The organism is Marinobacter antarcticus (assembly GCF_900142385.1).
Classification (GTDB): Bacteria; Pseudomonadota; Gammaproteobacteria; order Pseudomonadales; family Oleiphilaceae; genus Marinobacter; species Marinobacter antarcticus.
The window spans coordinates 1,154,901-1,169,608 of record NZ_FRAQ01000001.1; the positions used below are offsets into that span (position 1 = coordinate 1,154,901).

The 14,708-nt window shown below is 54.9% G+C and carries 13 protein-coding genes and 1 tRNA gene; 9 read left to right on the plus strand and 5 right to left on the minus strand.

The window, feature by feature from the left end; genetic code table 11:
* Positions 1 to 3: 3 nt before the first annotated feature.
* The 9 genes from secG (at position 4) to pnp (ending at position 9,511) form a co-directional block, all read left to right on the plus strand.
* Entirely contained in the window at positions 4 to 384 is a 381-nt protein-coding gene (gene secG, locus BUA49_RS05405) for a preprotein translocase subunit SecG (protein ID WP_072796125.1), read from the plus strand.
* 7 nt (positions 385 to 391) lie between these two features.
* Positions 392 to 476: transfer RNA gene (locus tag BUA49_RS05410), tRNA-Leu, on the plus strand.
* 330 nt (positions 477 to 806) lie between these two features.
* Positions 807 to 1,268 carry a ribosome maturation factor RimP gene (gene rimP, locus BUA49_RS05415; protein WP_072796127.1) on the plus strand — a complete coding sequence of 154 codons (462 nt, stop codon included), beginning with the start codon at positions 807 to 809 and terminating at the stop codon, positions 1,266 to 1,268.
* Positions 1,269 to 1,322: 54 nt separating this feature from the next.
* Positions 1,323 to 2,816: a transcription termination factor NusA gene (gene nusA / locus BUA49_RS05420; protein WP_072796129.1), complete on the plus strand. Its 1,494-nt coding sequence runs from the start codon at positions 1,323 to 1,325 to the stop codon at positions 2,814 to 2,816.
* A gap of 17 nt (positions 2,817 to 2,833) precedes the next feature.
* Positions 2,834 to 5,383 carry a translation initiation factor IF-2 gene (gene infB, locus BUA49_RS05425; RefSeq protein WP_072796131.1) on the plus strand — a complete coding sequence of 850 codons (2,550 nt, stop codon included), beginning with the start codon at positions 2,834 to 2,836 and terminating at the stop codon, positions 5,381 to 5,383.
* Positions 5,383 to 5,817, plus strand: coding sequence for a 30S ribosome-binding factor RbfA (gene rbfA / locus BUA49_RS05430; protein ID WP_072796133.1), 435 nt, complete (start codon positions 5,383 to 5,385; stop codon positions 5,815 to 5,817). Before infB ends, rbfA begins: the two co-directional genes overlap by 1 nt.
* Positions 5,814 to 6,743: a tRNA pseudouridine(55) synthase TruB gene (gene truB / locus BUA49_RS05435; protein WP_072796134.1), complete on the plus strand. Its 930-nt coding sequence runs from the start codon at positions 5,814 to 5,816 to the stop codon at positions 6,741 to 6,743. Before rbfA ends, truB begins: the two co-directional genes overlap by 4 nt.
* A 77-nt stretch (positions 6,744 to 6,820) precedes the next feature.
* The gene (rpsO, locus tag BUA49_RS05440; protein WP_072796136.1) at positions 6,821 to 7,090 is read left to right on the plus strand and encodes a 30S ribosomal protein S15; all 270 of its coding nucleotides are present in this window, start codon (positions 6,821 to 6,823) and stop codon (positions 7,088 to 7,090) included.
* 306 nt (positions 7,091 to 7,396) lie between these two features.
* A complete protein-coding gene (gene pnp, locus BUA49_RS05445) occupies positions 7,397 to 9,511 on the plus strand; it encodes a polyribonucleotide nucleotidyltransferase (RefSeq protein WP_175547577.1) in 2,115 nt (704 codons plus the stop codon).
* Positions 9,512 to 9,708: 197 nt separating this feature from the next.
* On the opposite strand, the gene BUA49_RS05450 is transcribed toward pnp, so the two are convergent.
* The 5 genes from BUA49_RS05450 to livG all read right to left on the minus strand — a co-directional run bounded on the left by BUA49_RS05450 (position 9,709) and on the right by livG (position 14,707).
* Positions 9,709 to 10,587: an alpha/beta hydrolase gene (locus BUA49_RS05450; protein ID WP_072796140.1), complete on the minus strand. Its 879-nt coding sequence runs from the start codon at positions 10,585 to 10,587 to the stop codon at positions 9,709 to 9,711.
* Positions 10,557 to 12,422 (minus strand): Lnb N-terminal periplasmic domain-containing protein, encoded by a 1,866-nt coding sequence (locus BUA49_RS05455; RefSeq protein ID WP_072796142.1) that lies wholly within the window; start codon positions 12,420 to 12,422, stop codon positions 10,557 to 10,559. The genes BUA49_RS05450 and BUA49_RS05455 overlap by 31 nt, the downstream gene beginning before the upstream one ends.
* An 83-nt stretch (positions 12,423 to 12,505) precedes the next feature.
* Positions 12,506 to 12,970 carry a DUF3015 domain-containing protein gene (locus BUA49_RS05460; RefSeq protein WP_072796143.1) on the minus strand — a complete coding sequence of 155 codons (465 nt, stop codon included), beginning with the start codon at positions 12,968 to 12,970 and terminating at the stop codon, positions 12,506 to 12,508.
* 271 nt (positions 12,971 to 13,241) lie between these two features.
* Positions 13,242 to 13,943 (minus strand): ABC transporter ATP-binding protein, encoded by a 702-nt coding sequence (locus BUA49_RS05465; protein WP_072797688.1) that lies wholly within the window; start codon positions 13,941 to 13,943, stop codon positions 13,242 to 13,244.
* 8 nt (positions 13,944 to 13,951) lie between these two features.
* Positions 13,952 to 14,707 (minus strand): high-affinity branched-chain amino acid ABC transporter ATP-binding protein LivG, encoded by a 756-nt coding sequence (gene livG / locus BUA49_RS05470; RefSeq protein ID WP_072796145.1) that lies wholly within the window; start codon positions 14,705 to 14,707, stop codon positions 13,952 to 13,954.
* Between the last annotated feature and the right edge of the window lies 1 nt (position 14,708).

Here is a 14,708-nt window from a genome sequence, read left to right on the forward strand (position 1 = left end):
AATATGGATTGGATAGAAACACTAGTAGTTGTTGTGCACGTGGTGATCGCGGTGGCGCTGGTGGGTCTGGTACTGATCCAGCAGGGTAAAGGTGCGGACGCAGGTGCAGCCTTTGGTGGTGGCGGTGCGTCTCAGACTGTATTCGGTAGTCAGGGCAGTGGCAGTTTTCTGACCCGCATGACAGCTATGCTCGCAATCGTATTCTTTGTAACAAGTTTCTCGCTGGCAGTGTTTGCCAAGCAGCGCGCGGAAGTGGCAGGTGAGGCAGGTATTCCGGTTGTTAAGGAATCCCGTCAGGCCCCTGCTCAGGGTGCTGCCGATAATGCTGATGCTGCCAAAAGCGAAACCGGGAGCGGGGAGTCTGATCTCCCCGTGCTCGAGTAAGAGTGTTGCCCAAGTGGTGGAATTGGTAGACACGCTATCTTGAGGGGGTAGTGGCGAAAGTCGTGCCGGTTCGAGTCCGGCCTTGGGCACCAATTAAGAAGAAAAGCGGCTTGGACTAGGCTTGAACTATCCAAGCCGTTTTTTTGGTCAGTCCTTGACCAGTCCGTTCGGCGTCTCTATACTCCGGCGGATATTGGAGCCTGACACCTTTTGTTGTTGGGTTTCTGGCAGGCCAGGTGTCTGTCAGCAGGAAGCGGTTTACCGGTTTGCTTCCTGCGAGTTCTTGCAACAAAGAGCCCCAGTTATCGGGGCTTTTTGATTAAGGGGCCTGGCGCAACGGGCCCTGGTGCGTAAAAAGGGCTGATTAACAGCCCTTTTTTTGTTTTTGGTGCCGGTAAATTTGATAATGGAGACCGCCTAACTTGTCAGGCAAGCTTAAACAATTGGAAGACATTCTTCGGCCAGTGGTGGAAGGTTTGGGTTACGAGTTCTGGGGCATTGAGTTCCGTTCCCAGGGCTATCAATCTCTGCTGCGAGTCTTTATAGACGATGTCGAGAACGGCATCGGCATCGAGGACTGCGAGAAAGTCAGTCGTCAGGTCAGTGGCGTGATGGATGTTGAAGATCCTATCAAGACCGAGTACACACTGGAGGTTTCTTCTCCGGGGATGGATCGCCCGCTGTTTCGGCCTGAACAGTATCAGGCATTTGTAGGGCATCAGGTACAAATCCGCTTGCGCATGGCGTTTGAAGGTCGGCGCAAGTTTCAGGGGCTTATTAAAGGTGTTGAGGGTGAGGATATTGTCGTGGTTGTTGATGACCACGAGTATCTGCTGCCTTTTGACAGTATTGATAAAGCCCAGATTATTCCGGTATTCGAGTGAACCGTTTGAACAACTCAGTAGATGCACAGTTTATTTTCAGAGCAGGGCAATCCAATGAGTAAAGAGATCTTGCTGGTGGTTGAAGCCGTCTCGAACGAAAAAGGCGTCGAGAAGGACGTGATATTCGAGGCGATCGAGCTGGCACTCGCCACCGCTGCCAAAAAACGTTACGAAGATGAAGAGTCTGATGTGCGCGTGTCGATTGACCGTCGCACGGGTGAGTACGAAACCTTCCGTCGTTGGCTGATTGTTGATAACGATGCTGTGCCTGCATTGGGTACGGAGCTGACGTTCCAGGAAGCCCAGGAAATTGATCCTGCGCTGAAGCCGGGTGATATATACGAAGAGAAAGCAGAGTCGGTTGCGTTTGGTCGCATCGGTGCTCAGGCTGCGAAGCAGATCATCTTCCAGAAAGTGCGCGAGGCTGAGCGCAGTAAAATCGTCGATAGCTATCGTGATCGCGTTGGCGAACTGGTTTCGGGTACCGTGAAGAAGGTCACCCGTGACAACGTCATTGTGGATCTTGGTGCTAACGCCGAAGCGCTGCTGCCCAGAGAACATCTGATCCCACGCGAGACATTCCGCATGGGTGATCGGGTACGTTCATTGCTGCTCGAAATTCGCACCGATCATCGCGGCCCCCAGCTGATTCTGAGCCGTTCTGCACCGCAGATGCTGATTGAACTGTTTCGCATTGAAGTGCCCGAGATCGCAGAAGAGCTGATTGAAATCCGCGGTGCAGCCCGGGATTGCGGTTCACGCGCAAAGATTGCGGTTAAAACCAACGACCGTCGTATTGATCCGGTTGGCGCCTGTGTCGGCATGCGCGGCTCCCGCGTTCAGGCTGTTTCCAACGAACTGGGCGGTGAGCGTGTAGACATAGTTCTATGGGATGATAATCCCGCGCAGCTGGTGATTAACGCTATGGCCCCTGCAGAAGTGGCTTCCATTGTGATGGACGAAGATCGTCATACTATGGAAGTAGCCGTTGCAGAGGACAATCTGGCGCAGGCTATCGGCCGTAATGGGCAGAATGTGCGCCTGGCTACCGAACTCACAGGCTGGACGCTGAATGTGATGACGGAAGAAGAAGCCGGTCAGCGCCAGGAGCAGGAGTATAATACCTTGGTTGAGCACTTTACCGCCCACCTCGACGTTGATGAAGAGTTCGCCGGTGTGCTGATTGAAGAGGGCTTTACCTCTATTGAGGAAGTCGCCTATGTGCCCATGGAAGAGATGCTGGCGATTGAAGGTTTTGACGAAGACACCGTCACGGAACTACGCCGTCGCGCCAAGGATGCCCTGTTGAATCAGGCCTTGGCCAGCGAAGAAGCCCTCGACGGCGCGGAGCCGGCAGAAGATCTTCTGAGTATGGACGGAATGGATCGCGGCCTGGCGTTTAAACTCGCCGGCATGGGTGTGCGTACCATGGAAGATCTGGCGGAGCAGTCGGTTGACGACTTGCTTGAAATCGAAGGTATGGATGAAGAGCGTGCAGGACAACTGATTATGACCGCACGCGCCCCCTGGTTTGAAGACCAGGCTTAATTCGGGAGGAGACCAGTATGGCTGAAGTAACGGTAAAACAACTGGCCGAAGATGTAGGCGCTCCCGTGGATCGTTTGCTGAAGCAGATCGTGGAAGCCGGCTTGAAAGCCCGCTCAGAAAACGACGCTGTATCCAGTGATGAGAAGCAGCAGTTGCTGGCTTATCTGAGAAAGACCCACGGTGAAGCAGACGCTGAGCCGAACAAGATTACGCTGAAGCGCAAAACGACAACCACGCTCAAGGCTGGTAAGGCCAAGACCGTCAATGTTGAGGTGCGCAAGCGGCGCACTTATGTAAAGCGCGCAGAGAATGCGCCTGAGCCAGAAGCAGAGGCTCCGGAAGAGTTGCAAGAAGCGCCGAAGGTGGAGCAGCCTCAGGAAGGGCCGGCCGTCAACGTGGCGCCGACGCAGGCAGGTGCAGAAGCTGCTGATGACGCGGTGAAAGCGGAAGAGCCGGTTGCTGAAGATAAGGCTTCTGCTGAGAAGGCTGAACCGAAAAAAGCTCCAGAACCCGAGCCGGTTCCAGCTCCGGAAGATATGCCGATGCCGCCGCCAGAAGGTGATGGCAAGGACCGGAAGCCGAAGAAAAAGAAAGAAAAAGTTCGTGAGCGCGGCGACGAAACTGACGACGGCAAGCCCAAGAAGAAACAGGCTGGCCATCGTGGTCCACGCAGTCGCTCCACAGATGAGCCGCTGGTGATCTCGGAAGACGACGATGACACCACGTTACGTAAACCACTGCGTGCGAAAAAGAAACCCAAAGAGAAGCGTCATGGCTTCGAGAGGCCGACCAAACCAATGGTCAGAGAAGTAGAAATTCCTGAAATTATTACCGTTGGCGATCTTGCCCAGCGGATGGCCGTCAAATCCGGTGATGTCATCAAGACCTTGATGGGCATGGGCGTGATGGCAACCATTAATCAACCGCTGGATCAGGCAACATCCACGCTGGTCGTTGAAGAGCTGGGCCACAAAGCCAAGCCGATCAGTGACGATGCTTTTGAAGAGGGTGTGCTCAGCGAATTCAGCATCGAAGGCAAGGAAATGGCCAAGCGCGCTCCTGTTGTGAGTGTGATGGGCCACGTTGACCACGGTAAAACGTCGCTGCTGGATTACATCCGGCGTACCAAGGTTGCCTCTGGCGAATCCGGTGGTATTACCCAGCATATCGGTGCGTACCATGTGGAAACTGATCACGGCATGATCTCGTTCCTGGATACTCCGGGCCACGCGGCTTTCACCGCGATGCGTGCCCGTGGTGCCCAATGCACGGATATCGTTATCCTGGTTGTAGCGTCAGATGATGGCGTCATGCCGCAAACTAAAGAAGCGGTACAGCATGCCCGCTCTGCCGGTGTGCCTATTGTTGTCGCCATTACCAAGATGGACAAAGAACAGGCAGACCCCGACCGCGTGAAGAACGAGTTGGCGGCGATTGACGTTATTCCGGAAGACTGGGGCGGCGACGTTCAGTTCGTGCCTATCTCCGCTCACTCAGGTGATGGCGTCGACAATCTGCTGGAAGCAGTGCTTCTGCAAGCAGAGATTCTTGAGCTGCAAGCTTCACCCGACTCGCCTGCACAAGGCGTTGTGGTTGAATCCAGCCTTGAGCGTGGCCGCGGTTCTGTAGCGACAGTGCTTGTTCAGAACGGTACGCTGCGCCAGGGAGATATGGTTGTTGCAGGCTCCTGCTTCGGCAAGGTGCGCGCTATGACCGACGAAGCTGGCAAACAGGTGAAAGAAGCTGGTCCGTCTATTCCGGTCGAAATTCTTGGCCTCAATGGCACGCCGAATGCGGGCGACGAGTTCTTTGCAGTAGCCGACGAGCGCAAGGCCAAAGAGCTGGCTGAGTTCCGCCACATCCGTGAGCGCGAGCAGCGGCTGCAGCGTCAGCAGGCTGCCAAGCTGGAGAACTTGTTCGAGAACATGGGCAAGGACGAAGTGAAAAGCCTCAATGTTGTCCTTAAAACGGACGTTCGCGGCTCTCTTGAGGCGATCACCAAGTCGCTGATGGATCTGGGCAATGAAGAAGTTCAGGTGAAGATCGTGTCCTCCGGTGTCGGTGGTATTGCCGAAACGGACGTAAGCCTTGCAATGGCCACCAACGCCGTTATTTTCGGCTTCAACGTGCGTGCGGATACGGCTTCCAAGCGTCTGGTTGAGCAGGAAGGTCTGGATCTTCGCTATTACAGCATCATTTATAACCTGCTGGACGATGTGAAAGCAGCGTTGACCGGCATGCTGGCGCCGGAATTCCGCGAAGACATCATCGGGATTGCAGACGTTCGCGATGTGTTCCGTTCACCGAAGTTCGGTCAGGTTGCTGGCTGCATGGTGACTGAAGGCAATGTTTACCGGAACAAGCCGATTCGTGTACTGCGTGACAACGTGGTTATCTTCGAAGGCGAGCTGGAATCCCTGCGCCGCTTCAAGGACGACGTGCCTGAAGTCCGCAACGGTATGGAATGTGGTATCGGCGTTAAAGGCTACGACGTGAAGGTCGGTGACCAGATCGAAGTCTTCGATCGTGTCAGAGTCGAGCGTAAACTCGAATCTACGGGGGCCTGATGGCTAGAGAGTTCAGTCGTATTGATCGCATTGGCGATCAGATGCAGCGTGAGCTTGCCCAGCTGATTCAGCGCGAGGTCAAGGATCCACGGTTAGGCATGGTAACGGTCAATGCAGTCAAGGTCAGTCGTGACCTTGGCTACGCCGATATCTATGTCTCTCTGTTGACTACCGAGGAACTCACCGCTGAGTCTCCCGAGGTCAAGGATTCGATTTCTGTACTGAATAGGGCTGCCGGGTTCCTTCGCGGGCAAGTGGGAAGAGCCATGAAACTGCGGGTTGTACCGCAGTTACGGTTCCACTTTGATGCGCTGCAGGGCTATAGCCGCAGGATGGACAGTCTGATCCGTGAAGCCGTTGGTGATAAGTCACCCGTTGAGCGGAATGACGACAGCCAGAGTGATAATCAGAGCGATCCGGAGTCAAAGGCTTGAGCCGCAGACGTAAAGGCCGTGATGTTAATGGCATTCTGGTAATCGACAAGCCACTGGGTATTACCTCTAACGGTATCCTGCAGGAGGTCAAGCGCCTTTACGGCGCGGCCAAGGCGGGTCATACCGGTGCTCTGGACCCGCTGGCGACCGGCGTGCTTCCTCTTTGTTTCGGAGAGGCTACAAAGTTCTCGCAGATGATGCTGGACAGTGACAAGGCATACATTGCTACGGCAAGGCTCGGCGAGCGCACCGAAACGGGTGACAGCGAAGGCTCTGTCGTAGCTACAAAGCCGGTGCCGGCAGGCTTGTCACCGGAAGTGCTTGAGCCCGTGCTCGAGCAGTTTCGTGGCAATATCCAGCAAGTTCCCTCCATGTATTCCGCGCTCAAACACAATGGACGCCCGCTTTACGAATATGCCCGTGAAGGCATTGAAGTGGAGCGCCCTGCGCGCCCGGTAACCATTTATGAACTCCGGCTTCTTGATGTACGAGAGAACGAAATGGATATCGCCGTGAAGTGTACCAAGGGTACGTACATTCGCTCACTCGTTGAAGATATCGGCGAGGTTCTGGGTTGCGGTGCTCATGTTATTGCACTTAGACGTACGCTGGCGGCAGGGTTTACTCTTGCCGATGTCCATGCAGTGCCTGATCTTGAGGCCATACGTGAGCGTGGAGAAAGCCTGGACGGCCTGTTGGTTGCGCCTGATGCTGCGCTCTCTATGTTCCCGGAGCACCGCCTGTCGGGCCAGCCTTTGGTGTCGATATTGAACGGACAACCGGTTAGAATACCGGGTCGGGCCTTTGACGGCTTCGTGCGCATTTACGGCAACGAAGGTTTTGTTGGGCTCGCAGAAGCATTGCCGGAAGGGGAGGAAACCAAACTGGTGCCCCGCCGGCTGGTAAGTGACAGCGGTAAACGATAAGTAAACCGCTGTATAGCCGGGCTGTAGAGATGCGCGGTTCGGCCGGATTTGACAGCATCGCAAACATGAGGTGATTTATGGCATTAGATGCCAACGAGAAGGCACAGATCGTTCAAGATTATCAGCAAGCTGATGGTGATACTGGTTCCCCGGAAGTGCAGGTTGCACTGCTGAGCGCCAACATCAACAAGCTGCAGGATCACTTCAAGATCAACAAGCAGGATCATCATTCCCGCCGTGGTCTGATCCGGATGGTAAACCAGCGTCGTAAACTGTTGGACTACCTTCGTCGGAAGAACGGTGACCGTTACCTGGAGCTGATCAAGCGTCTGGGACTGCGCCGCTAAATCCGGTCTTACGACCTGACGGCTGCACCAGAGTTTCGGTGGTAGCCACCAGCCGGCGGGTTCCTCAGGGGGCCTGCCGGTTGTGTTTTTCATCACCGCATCAAGTATTTTAGTGAATCTGGAATTTTCTGTCGCATTGGAAAGCCGAAGTTGATAGCAGGTTGTTGAAAGCCCGGGCGATACGCAATTGCAGCGTATCGATTGCCTGGCCGGGGTTTTACAACAGCCTGTTAGCTTTCAGGCAGAGCAACTTCAGAGTCGCACTTCAATCATTCTGAACAGATAACGCAGGAGTTCGTTGTGGATCTGCAACCGCGTAAGAAATCATTTGAACTGGGTGGCGAAACCGTCACTCTGGAAACGGGCCGTATTGCCCGTCAGGCGACAGGTTCCGTTCTGGTCACCGTGGGTGATATTTCGGTTCTTGGCACCGTTGTAGGTGCCAAGACAGCCAAGCCGGGTCAGCCGTTTTTCCCGCTGACTGTTAACTATTTCGAAAAAACCTATGCCGTTGGTAAAATTCCTGGTGGCTTCTTCAAGCGCGAAGGTCGTCCTTCCGAGAAAGAAACCCTGACATCCCGTCTGATCGACCGTCCGATTCGTCCGCTGTTCCCGAACGGCTATATGAATGAGACACAGGTTATCTGTACGGTTATGTCATCCAGCAAAAACCAGGATCCGGACATTGCCGCAATGCTGGCCGCTTCGGCAGCCCTGGCAATTTCCGGCATTCCTTTTGCCGGCCCAATCGGTGCCAGCCGCGTTGGTTACACCAACGAGAAGGGTTACTTCCTGAACCCGAGTTTCGAAGACCTGAAAACCTCCCTGCTGGACATGATCGTTGCCGGCACTGAAGATGCGGTTTTGATGGTTGAGTCCGAAGCCAAAGGCCTGAGCGAAGATCAGATGCTGGGTGGCGTTTTGTTTGCGCATCAGGAAATGCAGACAGCCGTTGCAGCGATCAAGGAATTTGCCGCTGAAAATGGCAAGCCGCGTTGGGATTGGCAGCCAGCTGCTGAAAACACCGAATTGCTGGCCGCGATCAGGTCAGAGTTTGCCGGTGCTATCGAAGAAGCCTATGGCATTCACGACAAGATGGCCCGTTACGAGCGCCTTGGCGAAATCAAAGCGGCTGCAGTCGAGAAGCTGGCAGGCGAAGAGGAAGGCCAGCCTTCCGCAGACGACGTTAAAAAGAACTTTGGCAAGATCGAGAAGTCAGTGGTTCGCCAGCAGGTTATTGATGGCAAACCGCGCATCGATGGCCGTGACAACAAAACGGTTCGTCCGATCGAAATTGAAGTGGGCATTCTGCCAAGCGTTCACGGTTCTGCGCTGTTCACCCGTGGTGAAACTCAGGCGATTGTTACGACGACTCTGGGTACTTCCCGTGACGTGCAGACGATCGACGCGCTGGAAGGCGAGCGTAAGGATCCGTTCCTGTTCCATTACAACTTCCCTCCGTATTCCGTAGGCGAAGCTGGCCGTGTTGGTACCCCTGGTCGTCGTGAAGTTGGTCACGGTCGTTTGGCCAAACGCGGTGTGATGGCGGTTATGCCGACAATGGAAGAGTTCCCGTATGCCATTCGTGCGGTCTCCGAGATCACTGAATCCAACGGATCCAGCTCCATGGCGTCTGTTTGTGGTTCAAGCCTCGCGCTGATGGATGCTGGTGTACCGCTGAAAGCTGCAGTAGCTGGTATCGCCATGGGTCTGGTCAAGGAAGGCGACAAGTTTGCCATTCTGACCGACATTCTGGGTGATGAAGATCACCTGGGCGACATGGACTTCAAGGTTGCCGGCACCAAAGATGGTATTACTGCTCTGCAGATGGACATCAAGATCCAGGGCATTACCGACGAGATCATGGAGCTTGCTCTGGAGCAGGCTAATGGAGCCCGTCAGCACATTCTGGGTGAGATGAACAAGGTTATCTCCGAGTCGCGTACCGAGCTTTCTCCGCGCGCTCCCAGTATTACCACAATCAAGATCAACCCTGAGAAGATCCGTGACGTTATCGGTAAGGGTGGTTCTATGATCCGCTCTATCTGTGACGAGACCGGTGCTTCCATTGATCTGGATGACGACGGTAACGTGAAGATCTACGCAGATAATCAGGAAGCGGCCCAGGCGGCGGTTAACCGGGTTAAGGAAATCACTGCAGAGATCGAGGTTGGTGCTATCTACAAGGGTCGCGTTGAGCGCATTGTGGACTTCGGTGCCTTTGTTAACATCCTGCCTGGCAAGGATGGTCTGGTGCACATTTCCCAGATCTCTGATCGCCGGATCGAGAACGTAACTGACGAGCTTAAAGAAGGTCAGGAAGTTCTGGTTAAAGTTCTGGATGTGGACAATCGTGGCCGTGTGAAGCTGTCTATGAAGGAAGTGAAAGAAGGCGAGCAGCCGACTGACTTTTCTGACTGATAGCTAGCAGCTACTAAAAACCCGCCTTTCCTCTGGATTGGCGGGTTTTTTGTTTCCTGGCTTCTAGCCTGGAGGTAGCCGGTATTGGGTAGGGCTTTTCAAAACACGTTGTGAATACTTCCCTGTACGCTTGGCTCCGCCATCCATGGCTCCGCACAGTTTTGAAAAGCCCTACCCAATACCCGCCGCCGGAGAACTTACTTGTGGTCTAAAAATTCCAGCACAGCGTTTCTGTAAGCCGGAATCACAAAGGTTGCTGCGTGGGGCGTATCTGTCTGCAGGAATTCCTTCGGTTCGCCGGCTGCCTCATAGAGTGCCTGGCCGTGGTGGAAGGGGATGATGCCGTCACGGACGCTGTGAATGATCATGATGGGCACGGGGCTGATGTTGGCAATCTGATCCATGCCTTCGTACTCGCCAGGAATCGTCCAGCTCAGGGGGGCCTGGAGTGGCCAGGTGAGCCAGAAGTTTGCGAGCTTTTCTCTGGCTATGCCGCGGAAGCCGGAGAAGGTGCCATCCAGGATGACGCCGTTGAGTTCAGGCGTTTCGTTTCGTTGTTCCCATTCACTGGCGAGGGCCAGCCCTAAAGCACCGCCCAGGCTTTGGCCCAGGAGGAATACAGGCGTGTTCTTGACGTCAGGCTGGCTGGTGAGCCAGCGCAGGCCGGTCTCGGAGTCGTGGAGGGCGCCTTCTATGTCTGGTGCGCCGGTGGATTTGCCGTAGCCTCGATAGTCGATGGTGAAGACGTTGTAGCCCTCTGCGGGCAGCCAGGCAACGTTGAGCAGGTGGCTGCTGATGTTCTGGGCGTTGCCGTGCAGGAAATAGATGGTGCCAAGGGGCTCGCTTTCAGCGGGGAGCCACCAGCCGTGGAGGGTTTCGCCGTCGGCTGTGTCGAGATAGACGTTTTCGTAGGCCAGATTGAGACGGTCCGGCGTTATGTAGGTGGTTCTGTCCGGGAAGAAGAACAGGCTGCTGCAGCCGCTTTGCAGCAGCGCAGCAGTTGAGAGAAACAGAGCCAGTAAGGATGTTCCCAGCTTGGGCGTTTTCAGAAGTAGGCGTGCAGTCCGGCTTGCCATGTGCTCTGGTACCTGTCGTAGTGATCTTCCCGGCTGAATTCGGCGAACAGGCTGAATTCACGGCCGATGTGCCAGTTGGCTTTTGCGTATACCTGATCTTGCCGGTGCTGGCTGCTGGCGATCCAGGCTTTGGTTTTGGCGCCGGCGGTCAGGCTGAAGCGGTTGTTCTGATGCAGCAGGCCAATGTCGACGCCGGGAGCGGCATCGTAACCTCGGCGCAGGTCGTCGTCGATTTCCAGATCTGCAGTGGCAATGGCAAAGGCCTGTGTTTGCTGGTTGAGGCGCCAGCTGCCGCCCGCGCCACCTTCAAGGTAGGGCGTCAGCACCCGTTTTTCGCCGGTATCGGTGCGGCGGCCACCAAAGCCAACCTGCCAGGACAATGGTGAAAAGAACACGTTTCTGGGGCTCAGGGAGCGGATTTCGACACCGGTGAGCTGTTCCAGTTGCAGTTCGTCGTTGTCCATGTAATAGCGTGCATCCAGACGGAGAAATTGCAGTTGGGCGCCTCTGCGGTAACCGGCGGGAGGGTCGAGAATATCGTGGTAGGCGGGCCGGAATGATAGTTGGGTAAACTCGCGATGGGCCAGTTGCCCCGCGCCGAGGCTCACACGAAACGTATCGTGGCCCTGATCGTCACGAACTTGCGGCTCTGGCGGTTGTTCGAGTGGTGCAATACCGTCAATTTTACTGCGCTCCAGCAGCAGGTTATGAGACAGCGGGGCAGCAATCTCCCTTGGCCAGCCGTCCGCTTCGCTCTGGTAGCGCACATAGTCGTAGGTGGCATCGAGCACATGAGCACGGTCCCTGGGTGGAAGAGCAAGTACCTCGTCGCTGTCCGGTTCCACGTACCCATTAGCCATAGCGGCTGCAAGTGTCTGGTGGGATTTGGGCAGCGCCGACAGGCTGTGAGCCACGGCGGTGGCTGCCGATGCGCGATAGTGAACACTTTCCACAAGATCTTTGTCCACTACCCAGCGAACGGTGTCGGACGGTATGGCGTGCGTGCTGACTTCATCCAGAAGGTTTGTTCCGGGCCGGGCGACGTCGATGAGTGCAAGCAGACGATAGGCGCAATTTTCATCGAAAAAATAGTAGTCAAAATTTCGATCCCGGATTTCCCAGGCATGAGCCAGCATGAAGTCCACTTCTTGCTGGTTCAGGTTCAGTTTGTATTCCCACAGATCCCGGTGCTCGATATCGGAGTAGAGCCGGATTTTTTCGTAGTAGGGTCGCACGCTGGTAATGCCCGGATAGCCTCCGAATATTCCCCGATATGCAAACAAAAGCTCGCTGTCATGGGCGGCGGCATCGGCGGCATAGGAAATCGTATTGGCGAGCAGTAGGTTTGTTTGCTCATCTTCTTGTGGCGGATCCAGCCTGAGAAAGGTGTGACCGAACATCGATGACGGGCTGTTGAGGTATGAGGCTGCAAAAACCAGGGTTACGCTTTCGGTGTTAAGCGTTTTCGTCCATTCCTCGTAATCCGGGCAGTCTGCTGGTTCTGCTGGTAAATCAAGCTGTTCCCGAAGCCAGGAATCCCGGGCTGGAAAGCGGCACCGGGCATGATCGTTGCCATTTCCCGGTTGCTGTATCGCATTCAGCGTTGCTTCCAGTTCGGCTTTTGGAGAGGTCTTGCCATCCTCGCTCAGAAAAAACGCAGGGTCATCTGCCTGGCTGGTATAGCCGTTGCCAAATCTGTCGGGCTGGTAGTGATTGAGTGTGAGCCATGCCGGGTCGAGATGCAGTGAGCTGTCGGCGGCTTGTGTCTGAGCCTGCAGAGGTAAGCTGATGATGAGCCAAAGCACAGCTGGCCCAATGCGAAGCGAGTTGCCCATGGGTATGTGCGAGTTCCGGTAGAAGATGGTGAAACGGGGAAGTGCGCCATCCTTGGCGCTCGGGCATCCCTGCAGATCAGTTATCAGGCCGCTACGTATTTGCTCAGCGACTCATTCTTTTCCAGCAGGGCGACAATCGCGTCTACTGCTTCACCAGAGGTGGTGTCGGAGCTTGGGAAAATAGCAGCGAAGTTATCCTGCAGAACCTGGCGGAAAGCGCCGCGGTCTGCTTCCTCAACGCCCAGAAGAACGGCCAGGGTGTCCAGGTTTTCGCCATTACCGCGAGACATGTCGCGGGCTACCTTGTCGATGTTGCTGTCCATATACATGGCCATGGACTGCACAGATTCGTTGGTCTGGCAGCCAAGCGTTCCAGTGGTCATGCCGAATGTCTGGTTGCCGAACGAACCGTTGGTTGTTGCGGCCAGTACGTGGGGAGCAATGCCGGATTGTCCCTTCCAGATCATGGCGCCAACGCCGCAGCCCGGTTGGGCAAAGGCCATGGAAGAGGCACCGAGAAGAATTGCACCTGCGATCAGTTTTTTCATTATCCACTCCTTTGTATATTTTATAGTCGTCGCAAAAACCACATAGCCAACTCTATCGCTGACTGTGCGGGAACGGCCCCGACGGATTCCTGGGAAACAAGCACAAAGACCGTTACCTCAAGTATAGTGCAGATTTGGTAACGGCAAGTCTATACTTCTGTGACTGTCTGATTTTAACAGACTATTTGGCTTCATCAGTGGATAGCGATGTAAATCCGGGGTATAAAAAAACCGGAGCCTGCTCCGGTTTAAAGGTGTCGCGAGAGCTGGATTAGCCGCCCAGGTAAGCGTTCTGCACATCAGGATTGGCCAACAGATTTTTCCCTGTATCGTGCAGGCGGATTTTCCCCGTCTCCAGCACATAGCCACGATCTGCGAGATGCAGAGCTTTATGAGCATTCTGTTCTACCAGAAACACGGTAATACCCTCGTCCCGAAGATGACCGATGATCTCGAAGATCTGTTTGATCACCAGCGGGGCCAGGCCCAGTGATGGTTCATCCAGAATAATCATGGTTGGCCGGCTCATCAGGGCCCGCCCTATGGCCAGCATCTGTTGCTCACCACCAGACATGGTGCCCGCGCGCTGGTGCTCCCTTTCTTGCAGGCGGGGAAACAGCTCGTAAACGTGCGCCTGGCTTTTGCGGATCTCGGATTTGGTATTGAAGAACCCACCCATGTGCAGATTTTCTTCAACCGTCAGGCCGGAAAATATGCGCCGGCCTTCGGGCACTATCGCCAAACCTGAACGCATGATCTGCGCAGTGGGCTTGTTGGTGATATCCTGACCTTCCAGGATGATGCGCCCTGAACTGGCTTGTGGGGTTCCGCATACGGTCATCAGCAGAGTGGTTTTCCCGGCACCGTTGGCGCCGATCAGTGAGACAATTTCACCTCGGTTAACTTCAACAGAAACCCCGTGCAAAGCCTCGATTTTGCCGTAATGGGTGTGTACGTCTTCTAGTACAAGCATGCTCATATTCAGGCCTCGCCCAGGTAAGCTTTGATCACGTCGTCGTTCTGGCGGATTTCTTCCGGAGTGCCACTGGCAAGGGGGCGCCCTTGGTTGATGACGTTAATCCGGTCGGAAATATCCATTACCAGGCTCATGTCGTGCTCAATCAGCACCACGGAAACGTTGTAGTCCTCTTTCAGACTTACGATAAGTTGATTGAGTTCTTTGGTTTCCGCAGGGTTGAGGCCGGCCGCCGGCTCGTCCAGCATCAGAAGTTTGGGTTCTGTGACCATGCAGCGTGCTATTTCAAGGCGTCGCTGCTGGCCGTATGCAAGGTTGCCTGCATCCCTGTTGGCGAGGTCCAGAAGGCCTACACGCTCAAGCCAGTAAGCGGCGCGATCAAGCGCTTTCTGCTCCCGCTTCTTGTAGTTGGGTGTGCCAAGAAGTCCAGCAAGCATGTTGGTATTGAGGTGGCGGTGTTGGGCAACAAGCAGGTTTTCCACAACGGACATCTGAGTGAACAGACGAACGTGCTGGAAGGTTCTCACCATGCCCAGCCGGGAAATCTTGTAGTCCGGCTTGCCTTGCATTTCCTTGCCTTCGAAGAGGATCTTGCCACCGGTAGGCTTGTAAAACCCGCTCATGCAGTTGAATACGGTGGTTTTACCGGCCCCGTTCGGGCCGATAATGGAAACAATTTCCCGTTCCTGAACGTCCAGTGAAACCTGGTCTACCGCAAGCAGGCCGCCAAAGCGCATGGACAGATTCTGTACTTCAAGCATT